The organism is Bacillus sp. Marseille-Q3570 (assembly GCF_946151055.1).
Classification (GTDB): domain Bacteria; phylum Bacillota; class Bacilli; order Bacillales; family Fictibacillaceae; genus Pseudalkalibacillus.
In genome coordinates this window covers 14,512-40,124 of record NZ_CAMGYZ010000024.1, presented here as the reverse complement: position 1 = coordinate 40,124, position 25,613 = coordinate 14,512, and the positions used below count along the sequence as shown (strand labels likewise).

30 protein-coding genes, 2 tRNA genes and 1 other annotated feature are annotated in these 25,613 nt (G+C 39.1%); of the genes, 21 read left to right on the top strand and 11 right to left on the bottom strand.

Going from position 1 to position 25,613, the window contains the following annotated elements:
• Window positions 1-162 precede the first annotated feature (162 nt).
• Window positions 163-255, top strand: a tRNA-Ser gene (locus N8M93_RS22095).
• Between the two features lie 175 nt (window positions 256-430).
• Here N8M93_RS22095 and N8M93_RS22090 read toward each other — a convergent pair.
• Complete coding sequence (locus tag N8M93_RS22090) at window positions 431-1,507, bottom strand: bifunctional 3-deoxy-7-phosphoheptulonate synthase/chorismate mutase (protein WP_261134795.1); 1,077 nt, start codon at window positions 1,505-1,507, stop codon at window positions 431-433.
• A gap of 218 nt (window positions 1,508-1,725) precedes the next feature.
• Window positions 1,726-1,944: a binding site (T-box leader), on the top strand.
• Between the two features lie 202 nt (window positions 1,945-2,146).
• Here N8M93_RS22090 and aroC point away from each other — a divergent pair.
• The 4 genes from aroC to aroA all read left to right on the top strand — a co-directional run bounded on the left by aroC (window position 2,147) and on the right by aroA (window position 7,010).
• Window positions 2,147-3,313 carry a chorismate synthase gene (gene aroC / locus N8M93_RS22085; RefSeq protein WP_261134794.1) on the top strand — a complete coding sequence of 389 codons (1,167 nt, stop codon included), beginning with the start codon at window positions 2,147-2,149 and terminating at the stop codon, window positions 3,311-3,313.
• Window positions 3,314-3,486: 173 nt separating this feature from the next.
• Window positions 3,487-4,581, top strand: a complete 1,095-nt coding sequence (hisC, locus tag N8M93_RS22080) for a histidinol-phosphate transaminase (protein WP_261134793.1) — start codon at window positions 3,487-3,489, stop codon at window positions 4,579-4,581.
• Window positions 4,582-4,594: 13 nt separating this feature from the next.
• Entirely contained in the window at window positions 4,595-5,695 is a 1,101-nt protein-coding gene (locus N8M93_RS22075; RefSeq protein ID WP_261134792.1) for a prephenate dehydrogenase, read from the top strand.
• Between the two features lie 10 nt (window positions 5,696-5,705).
• On the top strand, window positions 5,706-7,010 hold the full coding sequence (gene aroA, locus N8M93_RS22070) for a 3-phosphoshikimate 1-carboxyvinyltransferase (RefSeq protein ID WP_396125760.1): 1,305 nt from the start codon (window positions 5,706-5,708) through the stop codon (window positions 7,008-7,010).
• A 31-nt stretch (window positions 7,011-7,041) separates the two neighbouring features.
• On the opposite strand, the gene N8M93_RS22065 is transcribed toward aroA, so the two are convergent.
• The 3 genes from N8M93_RS22065 to N8M93_RS22055 form a co-directional block, all read right to left on the bottom strand.
• Window positions 7,042-7,713 (bottom strand): deoxynucleoside kinase, encoded by a 672-nt coding sequence (locus N8M93_RS22065; RefSeq protein ID WP_261134791.1) that lies wholly within the window; start codon window positions 7,711-7,713, stop codon window positions 7,042-7,044.
• Window positions 7,710-8,351: a deoxynucleoside kinase gene (locus N8M93_RS22060; protein WP_221569296.1), complete on the bottom strand. Its 642-nt coding sequence runs from the start codon at window positions 8,349-8,351 to the stop codon at window positions 7,710-7,712. Before N8M93_RS22060 ends, N8M93_RS22065 begins: the two co-directional genes overlap by 4 nt.
• Window positions 8,352-8,547: 196 nt before the next feature.
• Window positions 8,548-9,942, bottom strand: coding sequence for a PhoH family protein (locus tag N8M93_RS22055; RefSeq protein ID WP_261134790.1), 1,395 nt, complete (start codon window positions 9,940-9,942; stop codon window positions 8,548-8,550).
• 527 nt (window positions 9,943-10,469) lie between these two features.
• On the opposite strand from N8M93_RS22055, the gene N8M93_RS22050 reads away from it, so the two are divergent.
• The 4 genes from N8M93_RS22050 to N8M93_RS22035 all read left to right on the top strand — a co-directional run bounded on the left by N8M93_RS22050 (window position 10,470) and on the right by N8M93_RS22035 (window position 16,676).
• A tRNA-Arg gene (locus N8M93_RS22050) sits at window positions 10,470-10,545 on the top strand.
• Window positions 10,546-10,758: 213 nt separating this feature from the next.
• Window positions 10,759-12,279 (top strand): class I SAM-dependent DNA methyltransferase, encoded by a 1,521-nt coding sequence (locus N8M93_RS22045; RefSeq protein WP_261134789.1) that lies wholly within the window; start codon window positions 10,759-10,761, stop codon window positions 12,277-12,279.
• Window positions 12,269-13,579, top strand: a complete 1,311-nt coding sequence (locus N8M93_RS22040) for a restriction endonuclease subunit S (protein ID WP_261134788.1) — start codon at window positions 12,269-12,271, stop codon at window positions 13,577-13,579. The genes N8M93_RS22045 and N8M93_RS22040 overlap by 11 nt, the downstream gene beginning before the upstream one ends.
• Entirely contained in the window at window positions 13,566-16,676 is a 3,111-nt protein-coding gene (locus N8M93_RS22035; RefSeq protein WP_261134787.1) for a type I restriction endonuclease subunit R, read from the top strand. Before N8M93_RS22040 ends, N8M93_RS22035 begins: the two co-directional genes overlap by 14 nt.
• Before the next feature lie 25 nt (window positions 16,677-16,701).
• On the opposite strand, the gene N8M93_RS22030 is transcribed toward N8M93_RS22035, so the two are convergent.
• Genes N8M93_RS22030 through N8M93_RS22020 form a run of 3 tightly spaced genes read right to left on the bottom strand, consistent with a single transcriptional unit; the run spans window position 16,702 to window position 18,792 of the window.
• Window positions 16,702-17,331: a site-specific integrase gene (locus N8M93_RS22030; protein ID WP_261134786.1), complete on the bottom strand. Its 630-nt coding sequence runs from the start codon at window positions 17,329-17,331 to the stop codon at window positions 16,702-16,704.
• The gene (locus tag N8M93_RS22025; RefSeq protein WP_261134785.1) at window positions 17,286-17,864 is read right to left on the bottom strand and encodes an N-terminal phage integrase SAM-like domain-containing protein; all 579 of its coding nucleotides are present in this window, start codon (window positions 17,862-17,864) and stop codon (window positions 17,286-17,288) included. The genes N8M93_RS22030 and N8M93_RS22025 overlap by 46 nt, the downstream gene beginning before the upstream one ends.
• Window positions 17,854-18,792, bottom strand: coding sequence for a hypothetical protein (locus tag N8M93_RS22020; protein ID WP_261134784.1), 939 nt, complete (start codon window positions 18,790-18,792; stop codon window positions 17,854-17,856). The genes N8M93_RS22025 and N8M93_RS22020 overlap by 11 nt, the downstream gene beginning before the upstream one ends.
• 105 nt (window positions 18,793-18,897) lie before the next feature.
• Between N8M93_RS22020 and N8M93_RS22015 the strand changes: the two genes are divergently transcribed.
• The 11 genes from N8M93_RS22015 (at window position 18,898) to N8M93_RS21970 (ending at window position 23,405) form a co-directional block, all read left to right on the top strand.
• Window positions 18,898-19,122, top strand: a complete 225-nt coding sequence (locus tag N8M93_RS22015) for a hypothetical protein (RefSeq protein ID WP_261134783.1) — start codon at window positions 18,898-18,900, stop codon at window positions 19,120-19,122.
• On the top strand, window positions 19,079-19,318 hold the full coding sequence (locus N8M93_RS22010; RefSeq protein WP_314728321.1) for an excisionase family DNA-binding protein: 240 nt from the start codon (window positions 19,079-19,081) through the stop codon (window positions 19,316-19,318). The genes N8M93_RS22015 and N8M93_RS22010 overlap by 44 nt, the downstream gene beginning before the upstream one ends.
• A 232-nt stretch (window positions 19,319-19,550) precedes the next feature.
• A complete protein-coding gene (locus N8M93_RS22005; protein ID WP_261134782.1) occupies window positions 19,551-20,039 on the top strand; it encodes a hypothetical protein in 489 nt (162 codons plus the stop codon).
• Window positions 20,032-20,346 carry a replicative helicase loader/inhibitor gene (locus N8M93_RS22000; RefSeq protein WP_261134781.1) on the top strand — a complete coding sequence of 105 codons (315 nt, stop codon included), beginning with the start codon at window positions 20,032-20,034 and terminating at the stop codon, window positions 20,344-20,346. The genes N8M93_RS22005 and N8M93_RS22000 overlap by 8 nt, the downstream gene beginning before the upstream one ends.
• A complete protein-coding gene (locus N8M93_RS21995; protein ID WP_261134780.1) occupies window positions 20,291-21,454 on the top strand; it encodes a DnaB-like helicase C-terminal domain-containing protein in 1,164 nt (387 codons plus the stop codon). Before N8M93_RS22000 ends, N8M93_RS21995 begins: the two co-directional genes overlap by 56 nt.
• On the top strand, window positions 21,429-21,572 hold the full coding sequence (locus N8M93_RS22945) for a hypothetical protein (protein ID WP_396125759.1): 144 nt from the start codon (window positions 21,429-21,431) through the stop codon (window positions 21,570-21,572). Before N8M93_RS21995 ends, N8M93_RS22945 begins: the two co-directional genes overlap by 26 nt.
• On the top strand, window positions 21,572-21,784 hold the full coding sequence (locus N8M93_RS21990) for a hypothetical protein (RefSeq protein ID WP_261134779.1): 213 nt from the start codon (window positions 21,572-21,574) through the stop codon (window positions 21,782-21,784). Before N8M93_RS22945 ends, N8M93_RS21990 begins: the two co-directional genes overlap by 1 nt.
• Window positions 21,781-22,128: a hypothetical protein gene (locus tag N8M93_RS21985; protein WP_261134778.1), complete on the top strand. Its 348-nt coding sequence runs from the start codon at window positions 21,781-21,783 to the stop codon at window positions 22,126-22,128. The genes N8M93_RS21990 and N8M93_RS21985 overlap by 4 nt, the downstream gene beginning before the upstream one ends.
• A complete protein-coding gene (locus N8M93_RS21980) occupies window positions 22,128-22,496 on the top strand; it encodes a hypothetical protein (protein WP_261134777.1) in 369 nt (122 codons plus the stop codon). Before N8M93_RS21985 ends, N8M93_RS21980 begins: the two co-directional genes overlap by 1 nt.
• A 2-nt stretch (window positions 22,497-22,498) precedes the next feature.
• Window positions 22,499-22,747 carry a hypothetical protein gene (locus tag N8M93_RS21975; protein ID WP_261134776.1) on the top strand — a complete coding sequence of 83 codons (249 nt, stop codon included), beginning with the start codon at window positions 22,499-22,501 and terminating at the stop codon, window positions 22,745-22,747.
• A 532-nt stretch (window positions 22,748-23,279) separates the two neighbouring features.
• Entirely contained in the window at window positions 23,280-23,405 is a 126-nt protein-coding gene (locus tag N8M93_RS21970; protein WP_261134775.1) for a hypothetical protein, read from the top strand.
• A gap of 32 nt (window positions 23,406-23,437) precedes the next feature.
• On the opposite strand, the gene N8M93_RS21965 is transcribed toward N8M93_RS21970, so the two are convergent.
• Both N8M93_RS21965 and N8M93_RS21960 read right to left on the bottom strand, forming a co-directional pair.
• Window positions 23,438-23,785 (bottom strand): hypothetical protein, encoded by a 348-nt coding sequence (locus tag N8M93_RS21965; RefSeq protein WP_261134774.1) that lies wholly within the window; start codon window positions 23,783-23,785, stop codon window positions 23,438-23,440.
• Complete coding sequence (locus tag N8M93_RS21960; protein ID WP_261134773.1) at window positions 23,748-24,047, bottom strand: hypothetical protein; 300 nt, start codon at window positions 24,045-24,047, stop codon at window positions 23,748-23,750. The genes N8M93_RS21965 and N8M93_RS21960 overlap by 38 nt, the downstream gene beginning before the upstream one ends.
• Before the next feature lie 563 nt (window positions 24,048-24,610).
• On the opposite strand from N8M93_RS21960, the gene N8M93_RS21955 reads away from it, so the two are divergent.
• Complete coding sequence (locus tag N8M93_RS21955) at window positions 24,611-24,880, top strand: hypothetical protein (RefSeq protein WP_261134772.1); 270 nt, start codon at window positions 24,611-24,613, stop codon at window positions 24,878-24,880.
• 59 nt (window positions 24,881-24,939) lie between these two features.
• Here the strand turns inward: N8M93_RS21955 and N8M93_RS21950 are convergent, their stop codons facing one another.
• Window positions 24,940-25,074: a hypothetical protein gene (locus tag N8M93_RS21950; protein ID WP_261134771.1), complete on the bottom strand. Its 135-nt coding sequence runs from the start codon at window positions 25,072-25,074 to the stop codon at window positions 24,940-24,942.
• A gap of 196 nt (window positions 25,075-25,270) precedes the next feature.
• On the bottom strand, window positions 25,271-25,465 hold the full coding sequence (locus N8M93_RS21945; RefSeq protein ID WP_221569303.1) for an alpha/beta-type small acid-soluble spore protein: 195 nt from the start codon (window positions 25,463-25,465) through the stop codon (window positions 25,271-25,273).
• Between the last annotated feature and the right edge of the window lie 148 nt (window positions 25,466-25,613).

The following is a 25,613-nucleotide window of genomic DNA, read 5'->3' as shown; positions in this document are numbered from 1 at the left end:
GGTGTCCTCTAATTCTTCCTAACCTGAGCATTTTGACAAAATAAGGTCTCCTGTGTCCGCTATTTTTTTGAAATTCTTTCCTTTCACTTGTATTCAAAAAAAATGTCGATTTTATGGTTGACGAATCGAATTTTACGATGATATAATGGTTTTTGTCAGTGCGGAGGTATACCCAAGTCTGGCTGAAGGGAGCGGTCTTGAAAACCGCCAGGGGTGTAACAGCCCGCGGGGGTTCGAATCCCTCTACCTCCTCCATTTATTTAAAATCACAGCGCATATTACAACGGAGATTGTATGTGAATTTTGAAATTCGTTACTTGAATGGGTAACGAATTTTTTTATGTTTAAAAGGAAAAGTTAAACATCTCAGGTGCTTTTTAGCACAATAAAAAAACAGCGCTGAAATCAATTCAGCGCTGTTTTTGAAGTTTTATGCGTGGACAGGCTGGTTCGCCTTCAACTTATGCATGAACTCGATGAACTCTGGAATGTCCATCTGTTGGGCAGAATCCGATAGAGCGACTGCAGGATCCGGGTGAACTTCGGCCATGATCCCGTCCGTACCGATGGCAAGAGCGGCCTGGGCTGCAGGAAGTAACAAGTCTTTCCGACCTGTCGAGTGTGTAACGTCCACCATGACTGGTAGATGTGTTTCCTTTTTCAAAATCGGGACAGCAGAGATATCAAGTGTATTCCTTGTTGCCCGTTCGTACGTCCTGATGCCTCTTTCACAAAGGATGACATTCTCATTCCCTTTCGAGATGATGTACTCTGCCGCATACATGAACTCTTCAATCGTTGCAGACATGCCGCGTTTCAAGAGGACTGGTTTGTCGACTGAACCAGCAGCTTTCAATAAGTCGAAATTCTGCATGTTTCGTGCGCCGATCTGAATGACATCAACATAATCCAACGCCTGTTCAAGATCATTTGGATTCATGATTTCACTTACGACTGCGAGATTGAATTCATTAGCTACCTGACGCAGTATCTTTAGACCTTCGAAACCAAGCCCCTGGAAATCATATGGGGATGTACGTGGTTTGAAGGCTCCTCCTCGTAACAATGTCAGACCTTGATCTTTCATCGCTTTTGCTACCTGGCGTACCTGTTCATAGCTTTCAACGGCACATGGCCCAGCTACGAAACGTGGGTTCCCGTCTCCGATCAATTCACCTTTTACGTTGATGACGGTGTTTTCAGGCTTACGTTTCCTTGATACGAGCAGTGCTTTACGGTTATCTTCCTTTTGCAGTTCTAAGCTCGCCTTGAAAATGGTTTTGAAAATATGTTGAAGTGTGGATGTTTCAAATGGCCCATTGTTGTTTTCTGATACCAGGTTTAGAAGCCGGCGCTCTCTTACTGGATCAAATCGGTTAATACCCTGAGCTTCTTTAACTTTACCGATCTTTTGAACGATTTCTCCCCGTTCATTGAGAAGCTCTAAGATCTTCAAGTTCACATCCTCAATTTCTGCACGCAGTACCTCTAATTCATTCGACACCATTTCTCCACTCCTTTTGGGTTGATTTTCAGATTTTGAATATTGTTTACGACTTTAAAGGAAAGAATATAGTTATGTCAACAGGAAATTTACAGAAAATTTTTCGCTTTAAACCGCGAAAGTGTTGGTACCAATGATGTAAGCGTATCCAAAAAAATAGTTAGAAAATTTATGCTTTACAAAGTCCGCTTCCCGTGTTAAAACTTTATATAAACTAATATTCAAACGCAATGACAGGATTCAAGTAGTGTTGATCTCCCTGTAATAGAGAGCTGATGGCTGGTGTAAATCAGTACAAAGATGAACATGAATTTCACCCTCGAGCTTCTTTTTTGATCACTGATAAATGATGATTGAAAAAGACGGTAAGGCCGTTAACCGAATGAGTGACGGAATAATTCCGTAATGAGGGTGGTACCGCGACTACAATCGTCCCTGCTGATATAAAAGCAGGGGCGTTTTTTATACTTGAAGAAAGTATAAGTTCACAAGCTACTGGCTTCGGAAGCAATACACCGCACGAAGGAAAAGCAATTGCTTTTTCGAGGAACTAATGGCTCAGCCTACGCCGATGGCATGGCATTGCCAGGTTTTCTTTACTTTACACCAATAAATTGACTAGTGGAGAAAGGGGTGGATGGTATGAGATACCTCACAGCTGGTGAATCTCATGGACCTCAATTGACAACAATCATCGAAGGGGTGCCAGCAGGTTTATCATTACTGAAAGAAAACATCAATCATGAATTAGCGAGAAGGCAAAAAGGATATGGCAGAGGAAGACGAATGCAGATTGAGAAAGACCAAGTAAATATCTCAAGCGGTGTTCGTCATGGATATACACTAGGTTCACCGATTACCCTCACGGTCGAAAATCGTGATTTTCAACATTGGAAAAAAATCATGGGTGCAGATCCGATTGAAGATGAGGAGGATGTAAAGCGCCAGATATCAAGACCACGGCCAGGGCATGCTGATTTGAATGGTGCTATCAAATATGGACATCGCGATATGCGGAACGTTTTGGAGCGTTCGTCAGCAAGAGAAACAACGGTCAGGGTAGCAGCAGGGGCTGTTGCAAAGCGAATTCTTGCTGAGTTAGGTATAAAAGTTGCGGGACATGTCATGGAAATCGGCGGTGTAAAAGCAGATCGAGTTTCTTATGAATCCATCGAAGATTTACAAAAGATCACAGAAGACTCTCCAGTTCGATGCCTCGATTCAGAAGCTGGAGAGAAAATGATGCGAGCGATAGATGAAGCAAAAGAAAATGGAGATTCGATCGGCGGGATTGTAGAAGTGGTAGTTGAAGGCATGCCGATCGGCGTCGGAAGTTATGTCCATTATGACCGTAAGCTGGATGCGAAACTCGCAAGTGCTGTCATGAGCATCAATGCCTTTAAAGGTGTCGAGATCGGTATTGGATTTGAAGCTGCTGAAAAACCAGGAAGCCAGGTTCATGATGAAATCTTATGGAACGAAGCGGAAGGATATACGAGAGGAACGAACAATGCAGGTGGATTTGAAGGTGGTATGACAACCGGGATGCCTGTTGTTGTACGCGGTGTGATGAAGCCGATTCCGACGTTGTACAAGCCGTTGCAAAGCATTGATATCGAATCAAAAGAGCCATTTAAAGCAAGTATCGAACGATCAGACAGTTGTGCTGTTCCTGCAGCTAGTGTCGTTGCTGAAGCAGTCGTAGCCTGGGAACTGGCGGAAGCGATCGTTAGCCAATTCGGAAATGACCAGATCGAGAAAATCAAAGAAAATATAAAACGACATCAAGAACAGGCAAGGTTGTTTTAAACGAATCGGATCTGTAAAAAAACATTACTTTATCGGGAAAATGCGAGTCAAAAGAATAATTTTAACAAAAGGTTTTGTTGGGTTTGCGGATTTAGCGAAAATGCATGGAAGTGATGTCTAGCTGCCACAACAATGGGCTTGTGAATTAATAAATGAGCATAGGAGGAGATTTTATGAAAGTGAAAAAACAGATGTTATCACTAAAAGCTTATGATCCAGGCAAATCAATTGATAATGTGAAAAAGGAGCTTGGTCTCACTCGAATCGTAAACCTTGCTTCGAATGAGAATCCGTTTGGATGCTCTGAGAAAGTTGCAGAAGCTTTACAATCAATCTCCAATTATGCCCATTATCCGGACAGCCGGGCTGAAGAGTTGAGAGAAAAGGTAGCAAACCATCTGGGTGTCGAAGAAAATCAACTGCTGTTCAGCAGCGGTTTGGATGAAATGATCCAGATGATCAGCCGGTCACTCTTATCTCCAGCAACGAACGTAGTCATGGCTTCTTTTACTTTTCCGCAGTTCAGACACCATGCCGTAATTGAAAATGCAGAAATTCGTGACGTACCCCTGAAAGAAGGTCGTCATGATCTGGAGGGTATGCAACAAGCCGTGGATGGACAGACCAGTCTTGTATGGATCTGCAATCCGAATAATCCGACAGGAACATACGCCAATGAAACGGAACTCCGGTCGTTTTTAGAAGCGATTCCGAATGATACGATCGTCGTCCTTGATGAAGCTTATTATGAATACGTGACAGCTGAGGATTATCCCGATGCCATGAAACTGATCAAAGAATACGATAATTTACTCGTATTGCGGACTTTTTCAAAAGGTTATGGTCTCGCCGCTTTCCGTATCGGTTATGCAATCGGTCATGAGAAACTTATGAAAAATCTTGATATCGGAAGACTACCATTCAATACATCAAAATTTGCACAAATGGCTGCACAGGCGGCATTGGAAGATGGAAGTTTCGTTGATGAAAGTGTGAGACGAAACCGTGAAGGGCTCGAGCAGTTATATGCGTTTTGTAATGGATATAACGTTCCTTATTATCCTTCACAGGGGAACTTCATCTATATCGAACCTGAACAAAATCAAGAACAAATCTTTCAATATCTGATTCAACGAGGCTATATCGTACGACCGATCAAGGACGGAATCCGGATTACAGTCGGTAAAAAAGCAGATAATGAAGAACTGATCACCTTGTTGAAGGAATTTCTAGCTGACAGATCATCCAGTATAAAACTAACATCATAAGGAGTACGAGCCAGTGAAAAGACGAGTTTTGCTCGTCGGTGTCGGGTTGATAGGAGGATCGCTGGCACTGGCGATCAAAAAAGAACACCAGGTAAAGATAATTGGATATGATCCTAACGAAGAAAACTGTATGCTTGCGAAAAGGCTTGAGGTGATTGACGATTATACGTCAGAACTTCAAACGGAAGCAGAACAAGCAGATCTGATTATCCTTGCAGCTCCAGTTGAAGAAACAATCAAGCTGCTTGATGAGTTCAGACATTACCAATTCAAACAGAATGTCATCATAACGGACGTAGGCAGCACAAAAGTGAATATCGTCAAAAAAGCAGAGCAGTTATATGATAAAGGGGTTACGTTCATTGGTGGGCATCCGATGGCTGGTTCCCACAAGTCTGGTGTCGGAAGTGCCAAGGTCCATCTTTTTGAAAATGCGTTTTATGTACTGACGGTTTTTAAAAAGACGACAGTGGGCCAGGTCAATAAACTAAAAGACTGGCTCAAAGGGACCAAGGCTAATTTTCAAATGATGGAACCGGAAGAGCATGATCTCGTCACCGGGATCATCAGCCATTTTCCGCATGTGATGGCGGCAAGCCTCGTACGTCAGGTGAAAAGTCATGCACATCGGAACGAACATGTGACCAGGCTGGCAGCAGGGGGTTTCAAAGACATAACCAGAATCGCCTCAAGCAGCCCTTCCATGTGGCGTGACATCGTCCGGCATAATCGTCAGATCCTTTTATCCCTGTTAGACGAATGGGGAAAGGAAATGGAAAGTGTAAAACGGTTAGTCGCTCGCGGTGACGGCGATGAAATCTATGATTATTTCTTAAGTGCTAAAAAATATAGGGATGCAATGCCGACTGGATCGAAAGGTGCGATTCTTGCATTCCATGACCTTTATATTGATGTTGCCGATCACGTCGGTGTGATATCAGATGTAACAACTCTATTAGCAAAAGAAAAAATCAGCATCACCAATATCCGGATCATTGAAGCACGTGAAGATGTATATGGGGTGTTGAGGCTCAGCTTCAGGTCGGATGAAGACCGGCAGCAGGCGAAAGCTTGTTTAGAGGACCATCAATATCAAACGTATACGACGATGTAGGAGGATTCAGATGAAAACGTTAAGTAGCCTGAATGGAGCAGGATTGACAGGATCAATTCGAGTACCAGGAGATAAATCGATTTCACATCGTGCAGTCATGTTCGGCGCCATTGCCCATGGAAGGACAGTTGTTGATGGATTTTTACCTGGTGAAGATTGTTTGAGCACCATCGATTGCTTCCGTAAATTGGGAGTAAAGATCCACCAGGAGAAGGAGCATGTTGAGGTTGATGGTAAGGGCATTGAAGGACTTAAAGAACCGGAAGACATATTGGATGTCGGAAATTCAGGTACAACTTGTCGTCTGTTATTAGGAGTTCTAGCTAATACACCATTCCATTCTTGTGTGATCGGAGATGATTCGATTGCAAAGCGGCCGATGAGCAGGGTTACGAACCCGTTACAAGAGATGGGAACGAAAATCGATGGACGAAACGATGGGAACTATACGCCGATCAGTATCCGGGGCGGACATCTGAAAGCAATCGACTATGTTTCACCTGTAGGCAGTGCCCAGGTGAAATCTGCTGTATTATTAGCTGGGTTACAAGCGGATGGGACGACAACATTGACAGAGCCTCATCATTCCAGGGATCATACGGAACGGATGCTTAGAGCATTCGGCTGCGAGGTTGAGGTCAACGATTTGACGGTTTCTTTAAAAGGTAAACAGTCTCTCGAAGCGACACATATTAAAGTGCCCGGAGACATTTCCTCAGCTGCTTTTTATCTCGTGGCGGGAGCAATTGTTCCGGATAGTGAAATCACGATTGAAAAAGTAGGAATCAATCCCACGAGGACGGGGGTCCTTGATGTATTGGAAAAAATGGGTGCCGATATCATCATAACCAATCAAGATACACAAACGAGCGAGCCTTCCGCGGATATTCAAATCAAGTCTTCCTCGTTAAATGGAATCGAAATAAGTGGTGAGTTGATTCCTCGATTGATCGATGAAATCCCGATCATCGCCCTTGCAGCTACACAGGCTGAGGGTACGACTATAATCAAGGATGCAGCTGAGCTGAAAGTCAAAGAGACGAACCGGATCGATACTGTCGTCAATGAATTGAAAAAGCTTGGTGCACAGATCGAAGCGACCGATGATGGTATGATCATCCAGGGAAAAACAGAATTGAGTGGTAATACCGTAGACAGTCATGGGGACCACCGAATCGGTATGATGCTTGCGATTGCATCTTGTATTGCAAACGGAGAAACCGTGCTCGAAAACAGTGGAGCGGTCAATGTTTCGTACCCATCCTTTTTTGAGCAATTAGAGCAACTGAGTCAATCAACCAAAGAGAAAAGCTGATCCCTTAACGGAATCAGCTTTTTCCTTTATATTATATGTGCTGCAAATTTCGGTTTTGGTTGATTGTTTCTCCAATACGTTTAAGGATCGGTTCGACAGATGAGGGATCTTTAAGAAGATCGTAGTCGTTGATGTTCACTTTCAACACTGGGCATGTTGTAAAATTGTTGATCCAATTTTCATAGCGCTCATGCATTTCTTCCCAATAGGCGATCGGTGTCTGTTGTTCCATTGGACGTCCGCGGAGCTTGATCCGATCGATGATATCCTGGAGGCTGCCTTCTATATAGATCAATACGTCAGGATGAGGGAAGTAAGGCGTCATCACCATTGCTTCGAAAAGGCTGGTATATGTTTCATAATCGATGTTTGTCATCGTACCTTTTTCGTGGTGCATCTTAGCGAAAATCCCTGTATCTTCATAGATGGAGCGGTCCTGGACAAATCCGCCGCCCTGCTCGAACATTCTTTTTTGTTCTTTGAACCTTTCTGCCAAAAAATAGATTTGCAAATGGAAACTCCAACGTTCGAAGTCTTGATAGAACTTGTCCAAATAAGGGTTCGTATCAACTTTTTCCATGGATGTTTGAAAACCCAGGTTATCAGCAATCGTATTCGTCATCGTCGATTTTCCGACACCGACAGTACCGGCTACAGTGATGACGGCGTTTTTTGGGATGTTATATTTCTCGAGGGCGTTCATTGCTTCACTTCCTTCTTATGAAAAGTCTCTTCGACCACCTTCAAAATATCTGAAAGCTGGTCTTGATTCTGGACAAAATCGATTTTGTCACCGTCGATTGTCACCACAGGTATTTCAGGGTGAAGCTTTTGGAACTGATACATAAAGATTTCATAATCAGAAGATAGCTGTTTCAGATAATCTGGGCTGATGTTCTTCTCTATGTCTCTCCCTCTAAGTGAAATACGCTTCAACAAGGTTTCCAGGCTTGCTTTTATATAAATGACCATATTCGGAGCAGGCATATCCTTCGTGATGATTTCGAAAATCTGCATGTATTTCTGGAAGTGTACTTCTTTCAACGTACGCATGGCGAAGATTCGGTTTTTAAAAATATGATAATCGGATACGACCGGTTTTTCATGCTTTAAATACAACTCTTCAATATCTTCAAGTTGTTTGAAACGGTTGCAGAGAAAAAACATTTCTGTCTGAAAGCTCCACTCTTCGATATCATCGTAAAACTTACCGAGAAATGGATTCTCTTCAACGATTTCTTTAAGAAGATGATAATTAAATTCCTCACTGATCGCTTTGGCTAAAGATGTTTTACCGACACCGATAGGACCTTCTACTGCGATGAAGGGAGTTTTATCCATAAAAGTGCCTCCTATGTACGAAATAGACAAATACAATTGTAGCACATACCGTCATATATCGACAGGTCGTAAACGAAAAAAATAGACTCATAAAAAGCGTCTGATTCCTTCTGAGAGAATGTCAGGTTTTGTCGGGTCAAATGTTATTTTCCCCTTCAATAGATGGCATATCAGACACTTCCTGAGTCATGCGAGATTATAAATAGCGAGCTGCTTTTTCAGCCAGATTCGAGCGTTCTGTACGTGAAAGTCGGATAATACCAATTTCATCTTCACGTTTCAGCCGTTCAATCGTATACGTCAATCCATTGTTTACAGAATCAAGGTAAGGATGATCGATTTGATCAGGATCGCCGACAAGGACGATTTTGGTTCCTTTACCGACCCGGCTGACGATCGTCTTCACTTCATGCTTCGTTAGGTTCTGTGCCTCGTCAATGATGATAAATTGGTTCGGGATGCTTCGGCCCCTGATATATGTCAGGGCTTCGACTTCCATGTTAAGTTGTTCAATTTCTTTTTCGATTTTCGGTATGCCATTTTTATCATTTTTCTTATTCGAATCCGGGTCGATATTGAAGAGCTGCTCCAGGTTATCGAAGATCGGCTGCATCCAGGGACGTAGCTTTTCATCTTTTTCCCCTGGAAGATACCCGATATCTTTTCCCATTGGAACGATTGGGCGTGCTACTGTAATTCTGGAATAATGTTTCATATCCTGTGTTTCATGCAGAGCGGCCGCCAGAGCAAGTAATGTTTTACCCGTTCCTGCTTTACCGATTGCACAGACCATTTCTACCTTCGGATCTAGCAGTAATTCTAAAAACATCCGTTGCTCCACATTTTTTGGCCGCAAACCCCAGATGAAGGATTCATCATCGGTAAAATAGAATGGGCAGCATATAAGCTTGTTCCTTTTTCTAAGGACCCGTCCTACTGCAGATTGGTTGGTCCCTGCATTACTTTTCATCAATAAGAAATCTTGTGGATTCACTTCAGTTTGAAGATATTCGGATAACTGTTCAAGAGGAAGTTCATGATTCGCATGGAACGCATTGATGAATTCAGGTGGAACCTGAAGTTCGTGGTAGCCTTTATGAATCGTGAGGGAGCTTTCAACGAGACGGTCGTTTTCGTATAATTGCGCCATGAAATTTGGCGTATTGTGTGACTTCTTTAAGGCATCGGCTTTTGCAATCAATAAAATGTCATTAGAAACCAGAACGATATCACGCTGTGGTTGCTCGAGAGCAATATTCACTGCAACAGCAAGAATTCGATTATCATTCGAATCCTCATTGAAGATGCTCTTGATGTTTTCAAAAGAGCGATGATTCAATTCAATGACGAGAGTCCCGCCATGGTCAAGCGGAAACGGCTCATGTAAACGGTCTTTGTATTTTTCACGTAACGTCTTATACTGCCGGCCGAATTCCCGAGCATTTCGGCCCACCTCATCTTGCAGCCGTTTTTTTGAATCGATTTCTTCAACGACTACAGCTGGGATGACAACATCATTTCCTGCATACTTAAAGATGGAAGCAGGGTCATGTAAAATAACATTCGTGTCCAAGATATAGATCTTGTTCAAGGATCCAACCCCTCTCGAGAATGACTAGTATACGCAACATAATTACATATTCGATTTTATACCTATCTTTACCTTTTCTATCGGTAAAACTCATGGAAATGAATAGCACGAGCGTTTATCAGGTTAAATCACCAAAACTTGGTCTTATGCGATACCAGCTTTCTTTATATAATATGAGGCAAATCACTTTTCGGTATAGATTCCAACAAACATTTATGTGTAAGATTTTAACAATTGGCAGGGACCGATGAAAAAGGTGCAGAGCAGGTATGTAATCATTTATATGTCCACATTGCCTTTTTCATAAGTGAACAGAGAAAATGATCAAAATAAATATAAGTGATTGTTGATTTCTTTGATATTCGCTCCCTTCCATCAACCTTAATCAAAGCAAAAACGAATAAAGTGATTGTAAACGCTGGTGCTCAACAGCTAAATTCAGGATAGAAATCTTGGGACGAGAACTTGTATATCAGGGATAAACCTTGTATACTATATTTCAGCTATCTTACTAAGACAAAGCTTTTGGCCCCGTAGCTCAGTGGATAGAGCGTCGGTTTCCTAAACCGTGCGTCGCAGGTTCGATCCCTGCCGGGGCCGCCATACATACATTGATACATAAGGGTTTATCTGTATTACTCTGTAATATCTATACAAGTGAAACAGGTTAATTGGGGACATTTTGGGGACGGAATACAAAATATATGATTTTTATGGAATTAATTTCAGGATTAATTCCTTTTTTATTATCCATTTATAATACAATTTTTGTTAAACTTGGTTTAGACAATACACAAATAATAAGGGGAAGATAGGATGAGTACTGCAAATATTGGTTTCGAGGAAAAGCTTTGGTTGATGGCGGATAAGTTAAGGGGAAGCATGGATGCTTCTGAATATAAAAACGTTGTATTAGGATTACTGTTTTTAAAATATGTTTCTGATGCGTTTGAAGAAAAGTTTGTAGAGCTATCTAAAGATGAATATGCAGATCCTGAAGATCAAGATGAATATTTAGCTGAAAACATATTCTGGGTACCAAAAGAAGCTCGATGGTCTTACATAAAAGAAAATGCAAAAATTCCTGAAATTGGTCAGATAATCGACCAGGCAATGATTTCAATTGAAAAAGAAAATGATTCCCTTCGAGGTGTCCTTCCAAAGGACTTCGCACGACCAGCACTTGATAAAACACGTTTAGGTGAAACAATTGATCTGTTCTCTTTTAAGGTAGGAGATCAAGAAAGTAGAGCTAAAGATGTTTTAGGGCGTGTATATGAATACTTTTTGAGTAAATTCGCTAGTGCTGAAGGGAAAAATGGTGGAGAATTCTATACACCTACATCTATTGTCAAACTACTTGTTGAAATGCTTGAACCATATAAAGGCCGTGTATATGACCCTTGTTGTGGATCTGGTGGTATGTTCGTACAAAGTGAAAGGTTTGTTGAGGAACATCAAGGACGACTTGGGGATATAGCAGTGTATGGACAGGAGTCAAACCCCACTACTTGGCGGTTATGTAAAATGAATCTTGCAATACGCGGAATTGATGGGAACATTGGAGACCATAATGCAGATACTTTCCATAGTGATTTGCACAAAAATCTAAAAGCTGATTATATTCTTGCAAATCCACCATTCAATGTGAGCGATTGGGGTGGAGAGAAGTTGCGTGATGATGTACGTTGGCATTATGGAGTACCACCTGTGGGGAATGCAAACTATGCCTGGATACAACACATGGTATCTAAACTTGCTCCGTCTGGAACTGCTGGATTTGTTCTGGCAAATGGTTCAATGTCTACTAGTACATCTACCGAATTAGAGATTAGGCGTAATTTGATTGAAAATGATTTAGTGGAATGTATAGTTACTTTACCAGGTCAACTTTTCTATTCAACTCAAATTCCAGTAAGTTTATGGTTCATTACTAAAAATAAAGCCGCAAGTAGACAGCGTGACCGTAAAGAAGAAATTTTATTTATTGATGGTCGTAAGTTAGGTTATATGGCTGATCGTACTCATAAAGAATTTACAGCTGAGGATATAAAAAAGATAACTAATATATATCATGCATGGCGTGGAATAAATGAACTAAAATATAAAGATGAAAATGGCTTCTGTAAAGCAGCCTCATTAAAAGAAGTTAAAGATAATGAATATATTTTGACACCAGGACGCTATGTTGGATTAGAAGATATACAGGAAGATCAAGAACCATTTGAAGAAAAGATGTTAAAATTAACCTCTGAACTATCTGAACAATTTTCAAATTCAAAAGTACTACAGGAAGAAATTCGTCGTAAACTGGGGGAGATTGGATATGAAATCTAATTGGCCCGAAGTAAAAATAGAAGAACTTCTAGCAGATAAAAAAAATGCAATTGCAATGGGTCCATTTGGTTCACGAATAAAGACTGAAAATTTTGTTGCAAGTGGTATTCCTATAATTAAAGGACAGAATTTAACAAAAGGATGGCTTAATGAAGAAGAGTTTAGTTACTTAACCAAGGATAAAGCAGAAGAACTAAAGAGTAGTGCTGTAGAAAGAGGGGATTTAGTTTTTACACATCGAGGAACTTTGGGACAAGTTGGATATATACATGAAAATTCAAAATTCCCTATATATATTGTTTCTCAAAGTCAAATGAAACTTAGTGTGAACCCCCAAAAAGTGCTTCCGTTGTTTTTGTACTATTTCTTTAAATCCAAATTAGGACAACATAGATTATTATTAAATAAGTCACAAACAGGTGTCCCTGCAATTGCGAGACCTACTAGTTCATTAAAAAAAATAGAGGTGCCCTTACCACCTTTAGAAGTTCAGGTTGGTATTGTAAATATTCTTAAAAAACTTGAAGAGAAAATTAATAATAATAATTTAATCATACCTAATCTGGAAAAACTTGTTCAAATTCTTTTCAAGCGTTGGTTTATTGAATATGAATTCCCAAATCAGAATGGAGAACCCTATAATTCAAGTGGAGGCAATCTTAGAAATAGTGAATTAGGTTTAATTCCTGCAACATGGGAAGTAGTACCTGTTTCAAATATAGCTTCTATTTTAAGTGGAGGAACTCCAAAAACCAGAATAAGTGAATATTGGGATGGGAATATACCATTTTATACACCTAAAGATTCGAGTAGTAATTATTATGTGAATGTTACTGAAAAAATGATTACGGAAAGCGGTTTAAACAAGTGTAACAGCAAACTATACCATAAAAACACTATTTTTATAACAGCTAGAGGTACAGTTGGAAAGCTAAATTTGGCAGCAAGCGACATGGCAATGAATCAATCTTGTTATGCATTAATTCATAATGAAAAATATCAGTATTACTTATTTCTAGTTATGAAAAATTTAGTTCGTCAAATAGTACATAGTTCAAATGGAGCCGTCTTCAATGCCATTACAAAACGAGATTTCAATACTTTCAAAATTGCGGACGCACCTAAAAAAGTAATAGAAAAATTCGAAAAAATCGTTAAGCCTATATTTGAAGAAATTGCTACATTACAATTAGAAAATAACAAATTAATAAATTTACGAGACACTCTCCTTCCACAGCTTTTTTCTGGAGAAGTAACAATCCCCGATGAAAGTGAGGAGTTGCAACATGTACAGCTTTAATGAAGATGAATTAGAACATGCTACTCTTGATTGGCTTAAAGAGCTGGGATATGAAATAGCAAATGGCACTGACATTTCACATGAAGGTGCTTCACCTGAGAGAAAGGATTATTCAACTGTTTTTTTAATGGGGCGTTTAATTGACGCCCTTTATAGTATCAACAAAAACATTAATTCCAAAGAAATAGAAAAAGCAATACAGAAAATCACAATACCACAGCATCCTAACCTTTTAATCAATAATCGAACTTTTCATAAGCTAATTACAGATGGTGTTGACATTGAAGTTAGAGAAGAGGATGGACGCAATACAACTAAAAAGTTGTGGTTATTTGATTTTAAACATCCAGAGAATAATGATTTTCTCGCAGTTAATCAATTTACTGTAGTAGAAGGATCATCAAATAAACGACCTGATGTTATTCTTTTTGTAAATGGTCTTCCACTTGTGGTATTTGAATTGAAAAGCTCTACAGATGAAAAGGTTGGAATATCACAAGGGTACAATCAACTTCAAACTTATAAGAAAGCTATACCTTCTCTTTTTCATTTCAATGCTTTCATGGTAACTAGTGATGGCATAAATGCACGAGCAGGCACACTTACATCAAACGAAGAGCGTTTTATGATGTGGCGTACAATAGACGGTAAATCGACAGCCTCTCCAACTATCCCGCAACTAGAAGTCCTCATAAAAGGAATGTGTCATCCCAATATTTTACTCAATTTAATACGTCATTTCATTTTATTTCAAACTGATGGAGAAACGACAATAAAAATTTTAGCAGCTTACCATCAATATCACGCAGTTAATAAAGCAATTGATGAAGCAAAGCGTGCAGCAAGTGAAACCGGGGACCGTAAAATCGGTGTTATTTGGCATACTCAAGGATCAGGTAAAAGTCTTTCAATGGTTTTTTATACAGGAAAACTTGTATTAGAAATGAATAACCCGACAGTTGTTGTACTAACAGATCGTAACGACTTGGATGATCAGTTATATGCAACCTTTAGTCAATCTAGTGATTTGCTTAGACAATCACCGAAACAAGCGGAAAAGCGGAGCGACTTGAAAGAGCTTTTATCTGTTGAATCGGGAGGTATTATATTTACTACAATGCAGAAGTTTGCGCCAGAAGAAGGTAATGAACAAATGGGCGCATTAACTGACCGTCGGAATGTAATTGTAATGGCGGATGAAGCACACCGTTCACAATATGGATTTCAAGCTCAAATGAAACGTTCTTCTGTAGAGACATCTGAAGCCAATGTAAAATATGGTTTTGCAAAACATTTACGTGATGCATTACCTAATGCATCTTATGTTGGATTTACAGGTACCCCAGTTGAAGCAACCGATAAGAACACACCTGCTGTTTTTGGTAACTACATAGATATATATGACATGACTCAAGCAGTAGAAGATGGAGCAACTGTAAAGATCTTTTATGAAAGTCGAATAGTGAAACTTGATCTTCCAGAAGGTCTTCAAATTGACAGTGAATATGATGAAATAACAGAGTACCAGGAGACTGATGAGCGAGAGAAGTTAAAAACAAAGTGGTCCAGGTTAGAAGCATTAGCAGGAGCGAATGAACGACTTAAACGAGTTGCTAAAGACGTCGTAAATCATTTTGAAAAAAGACAAGAGGCGATGTACGGAAAGGGTATGCTTGTAGTCATGTCCCGTCGTATTGCAATTGATCTATACAAGGAGATTATTGCTTTACGACCTGAATGGCATTCTGATGACGATGATAAAGGTGTTATCAAGATTGTAATGACGGGGTCCTCGAGTGATCCGGAAGAATGGCAAGGATACATTGGGAATAAACGACGTCGAGAATATCTAGCGAAACGAATGAAAGATACCAATGACGAATTGAAATTGGTTATTGTTAGGGATATGTGGTTGACTGGATTTGATGTTCCTTCAATGCATACCATGTATATCGACAAGCCAATGAAAGGTCATAATCTGATGCAGGCAATCGCACGGGTAAACCGTGTCTTTCGTGATAAACCAGGTGGGCTAATCGTAGACTATATTGGTATTGCTGATAGTTTAAAAGAAGCTTTGAAACAATATACCGAAAGTGATCGTGATCAGGCAGGGGTAGATACCTCAGTTGCACTAGACCTAGTATATGAAAAGTATGAACTCATTCAGTCAATGCTGTATCGACATGATTATAGTCACTTCAATTCTGATAGACCAACCGAGCGGATGAAAGCTATCATTGAAACAGTAGACTTTGTAATTGGTTTAGGTGAAGAGGAAAAGAAAAATTTTTTACGACTTGTGACTGAAATATCCAAAGCGTTTGCTCTTTGTTCCACTGAACCAGAAGCTCAAGAGTTGAATGCGGAAATCGGCTTCTTTAAAGCGGTTAAGTCCGGAATCGTAAAACTATTACCAGAAGAAAAGAAAAAGAAGACTGGGTCACAACTTGATTCGCAAATTAATCAGTTGATATCAAAGTCTGTTATATCCGATGAGGTAGTTGATATTTATAGTTCGTTAGGGCTTGAGAACCCTGATATTTCAATTTTATCTGATCAGTTTTTAGCAGATGTGAAAGCATTGCCACAGAAAAACCTAGCGGTAGAATTACTTAATCGGTTACTTCAAGGAAAAGTGAAAAATGTGCAGCGCACAAACCTTGTTCAAGCTCGGAAGTTTTCTGATTTATTGTCCAATGCAATAAATAAATACAACAAGCGGGCGATAGAGACATCTAAGGTTATTGAAGAACTTATCGAGCTTGCTAAGGAAATGAACGAATCGTACAAGCGAGGAGAAGAAACGGGCTTGATTCGAGAAGAAGTTGCGTTTTATGATGCTCTTGCTTCGCATGAAACAGCAGAAGAGGTCATGGGGGATGAAGTACTTAAAGCTATAGCTCATGAACTATCAAAGGCAATCAAGGCTAATATGAGTATTGATTGGAACTTACGAGAATCTGCTCGTGCTAAAATGCGCATTACCGTCAGGAGACTACTTAAAAAGTACGGGTATCCACCAGATCTTCAAAAGATGGCAGTTGAAACAGTCGTAAAACAAGCCGAACTAATGGCATCAAATGAAAGTATATAAAGAAGGAGCCTTTAAAAGGGCTCCTTTAACTTTCTTGAATAAAAATATCGTCCAGCTTATTTGCAGCTTCTTCATCAGAACTTTTAAGCGCATGACCATAGATGTCCATTGTGGTAGATATATTACTATGTCCTAGACGGTTACTTATCGTTTTCACATGCACACCTTTTCCTATGAGTAATGTAGCAGCAGTATGTCTTAAACCATGGAAAGGGAGAGGTGTAAGGTTATTTCTCTTCAAGAACTTTGGGAACCAATTATTTATGGTGTTTGGATGCATTGGCATACCATTCCATGTTGTGAACAACCTGTCGGATTGGTGCCATTCATCCCTAACTTTCATACTTTCTTCTTTTTGATGTATCTTATATGTACGTAACAAAGATGTGATAGAAGAGGGAATCGATATTGTTCTTACAGAAGATTCGTTTTTGGGTGGTTTGGTAAAAACTCCTTTCCCTTTTACATAAAGGCTCGATTGTTTAACCTCTATAGTTTTTTTATCAAAATCGACATGAGACCATTCAAGCCCGAGTAATTCTCCTTTTCTAAGGCCAGTAGCTATGGCGAGATTGATTAAGACGTTATATTTCAGCGGTTCATCTTTTATTACTTTGAGAAGTTCAGCAGTCTGAGCTTCATCATAGTATTCCATTTGGCTTCTTCGGACTTTTGGGGCTTAACCCTAGATGTAGGGTTAAGTGTTATCAACTGCCATTCTACCGCATCCTGGAGCATTGCTGAAATCAGTCTATGATGATGCGTGATAGTCTGAGTTGATAATCCACCAGGTTTACCATCAGCCCGTACTCCATTTTCCCCAAGGCTTTTATAAAACTCAAGAAGATGAAGCGGTTTTATGTTCTCCAATTTCAGGTGCCCCATTGCAGGAATAATACGAGTTTCCAAGAAATCCCGATACCTTTTAAGTGTAGTAGGAGAAAGCTCTTTTTCCCCGTAATCTCGCATCCAACGTTCGGCGTATAAACTGAATGTAAGTTTTGAAGGATCGAGATAATGTCCCGACTCAATTTCGGCAATAAATTTTGCAAGCTCTTTTTCAGCTTCACGTTTAGTTTTCCCTTTTACTGTTTTTGTTTTCTTGATTCTTTTACCTGAATGGTCAAGCCCATTACTGACAACCAACCTCCAAGAATTTTTCCCTCTTTTCTCGATACTACCTGCCATTTAGCTTATCCTCCTTTGTTAATCGTTCTTTCAATTGTTTCATAATTCTTTTTTCACCAGTCACCCCTTTTTCTTGTAGTGAGTTAATTATATTTTCAATGATGTTTAAATCGTAAGAGTTAAATTCATCTAGTAATACATTTTTAATTCTCCGCTGCTCATGTTCATGCCTTAATTGTGCATTCTTACATTTATCACTACAGTATTTAGCTTCAGGGTTTTCGCTTATGAAAAATTTCCCACAACGGTTTTTTTGGCAGACTCTAATGCCACGTCCTGATATTTTCTCAAGCTGTATACGAAAATAAATAGCGCTAAGCAAGGAATTTACCGCAAACGATTGGACCCATCTTTTTTCAGACTTAACTATGGACATTCCGTTAAACCTAATTCCTTTCAAATATTCTTGAAGTTCGAGTTCTAAAATTGCTTCTTTATCATCACTTTTTACTTCTCCCATCTCTATCTCTTCAATAGTAGATAGGATTTCTTTAAAATCCTCTATAGCTTTAATAAAAATTGAAAGAGGCTCTCGATATTTTTGATTACCTATCTTATTCGGTTGGACAAACCATTTAGATAACTCGACTTCTTTAAATCTTGGTATAAAGCCGATATCAGGTAGTCCTGGAGCCATACAATATTTTTCGAACTTCCACAAGCCTAGTAACCCAAAACGATTTACAAAATTTAGTATGGAATTTTCATCAGATGTATCTAATCTTGCAAGAGCAACATGGGGGCAACTTAAATCATGTTCAGATCCTTTTTGGGGACGTTTAGGTAAGATTTCTTCCGAAAATGGATCGTATTTCCAATCCTCAATCGATCCTGTTGAAACAATAACTTTTTCACCTTTTTCTTGTTGAATTTCATATTTGTACCTGAACCAAGTAGCATACGGTTGTAGTACTTGCCTTAGAGGCATAAAAAACACTCCCTTTAAAAATGTAATCCCTTTATAAGCTTTCTTGGATTACATTTCAATATTACCATAATAGAGAAAACAACAACAAGGGAAAGGAGCAATTAAATGTTAGCGAATAGAGATATTCGAGAAACAATGAAGCACAAAGGTATTTTTCACTGGCAAGTTGCTTATGAGCTCGGCTTGAATGATGGTAATTTTTCAAGACTTCTGAGAAAAGAGTTAAATGACAAAAAAAAGGAACAAATCCTGAAAGCAATTAAAAAAATTCAAAAGAAAGGCGTTGATGAAAATGGAGAGACAAACATTAACAGCCAAACAAGCGGCTGAATACGTAAATGTGTCGTACTGGCTAATTCTTGAAATGGCCAAAAGAAAAAGAATACCCCATTACCGGGTTGGTAAACGAGTATTATTCAGTAAAGAAGGGCTTTCCGAATGGATTAAAGCCCAGGAATCAAGCTCTATAGAGGGTAATGATCAATCCCAGTTTTCAAGTACAGGATTGAGAAAACTCCAAAGGTAAGGCGGTAAATATGCAAGGATGGATTAGCCTACACCGAAAAATCTTGCAAAACCCTTTATTTCTCGAGGGAAGGAAGTTCTCTAAATTTGAAGCATGGATCGATTTGCTTTTGTTAGCAAATCACAAGGACAAAAAATTCCTTCTTGGTAATGAGATGATTACCGTAAAAAGGGGCAGTTTGATTACATCTGAACTGAAGCTCATGCAGAGGTGGAGGTGGTCCAAAACGAAATTGAGATCCTACCTTATGCTTCTTGAAGAGGAGTCGATGATTCGTAAGGTATCGGATACAAAAAAGACCACGATCATCATATGTAACTACAACGATTATCAGGAAGGAAAAACCAGTAATAAACCAAAAAGCGACTTCAATAGTGATACAACCAATAATGAAAAAAATGATCAAATAAAATTTATATACGATTATTGGAATTTCAAAAATATCATCGTTCATAGATCGATGACTACAAAAATGAATTCCTGTTTGAAGAAAGCTTTGATGGAGTATACAACAGACGATCTTACGAAAGCAATCGACAATTACAAAGTTATCTTGGAAAACGCAGCTTATTTCTTTGACTATAAATGGACTTTGCAGGATTTCATGAAACCAAATAACTTTATACGTTTCATGGATGAAGCAGAACCATTTTATTCATTCAAAAAACAACAATATCAAAATGAAAAAATTAATTGGGAGGCATTTGAAACCAATGAATAAAAAACAAACCATAGAGGTTTTTAAAACAATAAGAGACGTATTCCCATCATTCGAAGTAACTCAAAGAAAAATCGATCTATGGACGAGTTTATTAAAGAATGACAATCCAGCCCTGGTTATGAGGAACACAGAAAACCATTTGAAGAATGAAAAGTTCCCTCCGGCTATTGCACACATAAGTGCTCCTAAGTCGTATGAAATGGAAAAGAAAGCATATCAGTTGAAAGTGAAAAAATGGGAGGAGGAGGCCCGTGGAGAATCTTCAAGCAGAAAAATCAGTACTATCGAGTCTTCTAAAGAAAGGTAGTCTGATAAAAGAAACCACCTTAGAACCCCCACATTTTACAGACCCTGTTCACAAGCAGATCTTTGAAGCTATGATCAAGCTCCATGATGCAGATGAACCAATTGATGTTGTATCTGTATATACCCAAATAGGATCGGATATCGTCCTGTTTGGGGGTACAGCATACCTTTCTGAATTAGCACACTTTGACTGCCACATCAAAAACTTTCATTATTATGAACGATATGTAATGGATTCTTATCGGGTAAGGGAAGCGAAATCTACGATTACAAAAATTCAAGAAGAGATTACCAGTGGGAAGGATTTATCGAAGTTGGAAGCATATATTAGTGAAATTTCAGCGTTATTCGAAAACACTACTATTGTTTCGTTTGATTTAGATGATTCCATCCTCAAAGTTTCTGAAGATCTTATTACAAAAAGACAAGGACTATCTGGCATCGAATCGGGATTCGATCCCTTAAATACAATTCTTGACGGTTGGCAACTTCAGGAGCTGAATATCTTAGCTGCAAGACCCTCAGTGGGAAAAACATCATTCGCATTATGTACTGCCTATGCAGCTGCGAAGTCTGATCACTTTGTCAATGTCTTTTCTCTGGAAATGAATGCTGACTTGATTGTGAAAAGACTACTTTCAATGATTGGTGGGATCGATTCATTGAAACTAAAAAATGCTCCTGAACGATTTAATGCAGAGGATTGGAGACGATTCGAACAGGCTCAAACAACAATGTTGAAAAATAACATAAGCATCTTTGACCGACCTTCACCGACATTAGTAGATATCAGGGGGGAGATAATCCGTAACATTGATAAGTATCCCGATAAGAAACACCTGGTAGTAATCGATTATTTGACCTTGATAAAAACGAAAGGAAGAAATAATCGTACTCAAGAGGTTGGTGAGTTGAGTCGAGGATTAAAGGAAATTGCTCGAGAATTTAATTGCAGTGTTTTATTACTGTCCCAGCTTAACCGAAGTGTTGAATACCGTCAGAATAAAAGACCGATGTTGTCAGATATTCGAGAAAGTGGAGAAATTGAACAAGATGCTGATGTGATTATATTTCTGTATCGAGATGACTATTACCCTTCAGGAAGATAACTCGAATATTATCGAAGCAATCGTAGCTAAAAATCGGAACGGACCGTTAGGGACAGTTGAGCTGTTCTTTGAGAGGGAAACAAATTTGTTCAAGGATATCCTAGAAGGGCACGTGTAATGAAAATAAGAGACCTCTATGCAGACGGAATTGTTTATAACGAAGAAACGTTACTGATTGTGCTAGATTATTTTATTTACGAAGAAAAATCTTTACACATGCAAGATGATCTTACTAAATTTGAGCACTTATTATCCACAGCGAGCAGAAAAATAAATGAAAAAATTAAAGTATATAAAAAAAATCGTTATAAAAAGGAGAATGGAAGATGACAAAATATCTAGATTTTATGTTCCGGCAATTTAAGGGGAAAATTATAAAGGTTGAGCATAATGGAACGGACGGTATGTTGATCTGTAATGTTATCAGAAATGCCTATATCGAGGTGAGTGATTCAGATGTTCTATGTATATACGAATCGGGGAAAGACACTGGTGGGGTCTTCCTTGGCCTAAATGAAGTGGAGGGGTGGGATTGCCTAGAAGATATCAAACATGAAATGTATACATTGGAGGAAGAGTTTCCTCTCGAAGCTTATAGATTAGATCATGAGCAAGGTTCACATACCGAGATATTCATATACTCAAATCCAAGCATGATAGGATGTGATAGCTAATGAGACTTTCTTCGAAGAAGGAAAGGGCTATAATGGCCCTTCTCTCATCACCTACGATAAAACACGCAGCGCATATTGCAAATGTAGGTGAAGCGACGATTTTCAGATGGTTAAAGTTACCTGAATTTGAAACTGCATATCGAGAAGCTAGAAAAGAAGTTTTGAATCAAGCAACTGCACGTTTGCAGAATATTACTTCTGAAGCAGTTGATACATTGCAAAAGCTTATGAATGATGATGAAACACCTCCAGTAAACCGAATCAGTGCAGCAAAAATCATCCTCGATTTGTCGTATAAGTCCTTTGAAATCGATGAACTGACTAACCGACTAATTAGGTTAGAAAATGAAGTGAAGAAAGGGGGATAACATTGCTAAAAAGAAGAGTCGAGAAGCTTGAACAACAGATGAAGCAATCTAATCAGTCGCTTATACTTGTCCAAAGGGACTTGCAAAATGGAACAGTATGGGTGCCTTCTTTAGAGATTGAGGGGACAGAGGAACAAGTGAAACGGATATTAGATGAACAAACAAAACCTGGTGATACCATTGTTTATATGAACATTCCACGAAAGAAACCATTAGAACTAGATGTATCTGAAATTGAATACCTTGATTAAACTACTCATTTTTTATGAGTAGTTTTTTGTGGGTGTGCCAGGCATGCATATGTTCTATAGGGTTCAAGTCCCGAAGGCAGTAGTAGCAGTTAGCTTAAGACAAGGGTGTCTAGGGCGACCCAGAAGCTGAAGGAAGTCGGCGGCAAAACTCCGCTCTTAGGAACTTACCCTGGGAGGTCTGACAGATAAGAGTGAAGGACACTGTAAGCATTCGTGTGAACGTCTGTTGAACTGTCAGAAGGCAGCAGAAGCCATAGTACCAAACCAAATGAGAAGGGCTGAAACCCAAAGGTATGTGGAATAACCTCAATTTGCTTATCCCTTAATGAAACAGATGACCAAGAGGAACTCCTTGAAAGGATAACCGGTGAATTCTGGTGAAAACAGCAGGAATGTTGAAAGAAGATGAGGAACGGAGAGACAGAAAAGTATAACGGACAATGAAGAGGAAACCATTGTCCGTCAGACTTTAGGAACCGCTGTATACGGATCCGTACATACGGTGGTGTGCAATCAAAGGGGGTGGCAGTAAATGAGGCGGGTACATGGAGATGAAGTTTATGCACTGACCAGTGCTGCCAGTAGCATACGGGTACACTATGCAACCTATCCAGTAGCTGAACTGATTTCGCTGATATCCTACTGTTCAGTAGCCTGATAAGAAAAAACGCAAACTCATATGAGTTTGCGTTACTGTTCGATATTTTGAGCTTCTTTTACTTTTTCTATAACCGTTGTGTAACCAGCTGGGCTAAAATTTCCTTTAAGTGGGTTAGTTAATTGATCCCTTTGAATAGTGTAAATTTTGTTTGTTCGGACATATACAGTCCTGTTCTTAATAGTAACGGGGACATCAAAGTTTGATTTTGCATTTTGCGAAGTACACTTAAGAATGATAATTTCATCATGAACATCCCTGTGTTTACTAAGTACTAGACAAGGGGAATCTCTTAAAAAACCATCTCCAGTAGTCCATTTAGCCCAAAAAAACTCACCGTGCTCAGCGTTCTTGATCGCTTCCTGAACCTTCTTCTGCAAGCGTTTCCCTATAGAGTTCCTTGAGGTCATCTTCATACCATTCCCTTAACTCTTCTTCTTTTTCCATCATGTCTTCAGCATCAGAAGGAGTTAATTGAATTGGTCGCACTTGATCAATACCTAACATCTTTTCAATTTCTTCAATGCTTGGCTCACGTCTAGCAACCACTTGAACCGCCCCTTTAAGTGTGGCTTTGGTAATATTACCGATCCTTTGGTTTTTAAATGACGGGTTAACAGTTCTAAATTTGGTCATCGTCATAGCGCCAATCATCCTCCTTCCTAAGCACAAGTTCGTATTACAAACTTTACCATAAGAATTGAGGACAATCAACAAGAACCTTATAACTTATGTTTACAACAGGTTCTCCAAACTTATGTGTGTTTAATCACTTCAGTATATAAAATTATGCTCTTTTCCATCTACTTGTTAATAAAGTACCCTGTATTATTGGAAACAAATCGTAACCTTAAGTAATGACCTTAATTTACCAAAGGGGTTTTAGAAGTTATAAACGGTGGGGACAAGTTGGGGACAAATTCGCAAAAATCCTTTTAAAACTCTCAATAAAAATCATAAAAATTCTTGATTATGGGCAAATATAACGATATATCACTTAATATAACAACAACCTTACAAGGGTTTCCTAAACCGTGCGTCGCAGGTTCGATTCCTGCCGGGGCCGCCATTAAGATAAATATAAATACTGATAGAAGAACGCATTCCAGTACACAAGGGAAGGCGTTTTATTTTTTTATTTCATATGGAAAACTTTACCTTAACATGATAGAGTGAAATAAAGTTTTCAAAGCTAAGGAGTACCTATGGGGTTGATTCTAAAACGTTGCTATTTATTCGTCATACTTTCTTGTATCACATTTTCTACGTTAAATATTATTGGATATCTGATCATCTATGAAGTGTACGGTTACAATGGTCCTCTATATGCAGTACAAAAAGGAGATCTGTTTTTCAAAAGAGTGGTTGAACTGTACACACATAAAGAAAAAATCTTAGTGAGTTTAGTGATCATCACATTCATAATTTCCTTCTTCGTACAAATCGTACGTCACAAAAAGAAGAAGACATCTTAAAGTATTCGAGTATTTCAAATAGACATAATTTCAAATTATTCACAGGACAAGGGAGAATTTCACCTTGTCTTATTATTTTCTTGTATCGAATAAAGGTACACTCCGGGCACAACAGGTGTTGGAACTTTGACCATTACGATTCCACCTGGAGATGATGCTTTATTGATCGGAACACCGATAGTCTTAGAAGTCATCAATTTTAATCCTTCAACTACTACCACAATTTCGAAGTGATGGAATATTGTTTAAAATGGCTCTTTTCTAAAAGATTGTTTTTTTGAACGACTTTAAAGAGCAACAACGAAAACAGCCTGAAAATAAAAAGGATCTCCCTTATGATAAGGAAGACCCTTTTGCCCAAGAGGAGGCGCTAGCAAGATAGACGTGAGATTAACGTCCGCCTAATTGAGCTTGCGCTTGTTGAACTAGACGCTTAGTGATCTCTCCACCTACAGAACCGTTTTGGCGAGAGCTAGTGTCTGGTCCAAGTTGTACACCAAATTCTGAAGCGATTTCAGTTTTCATAGCGTTGATCGCTGCTTGTGCTCCAGGAACAACTAGTTGTTGGTTGTTGTTTTGTGCCATGTCAATTCACCTCTATTCTACTAGGAGTAAGTGGAGGTATTTACCACTTGAGTTTAGTATGAATAGAGGTGATTTTTTTATTCAAAGCAATTTGAGGTAAATTAAGGAAAAACAAGGCGGATAAAGGGTTCAGGTGGCTTTAAGACAC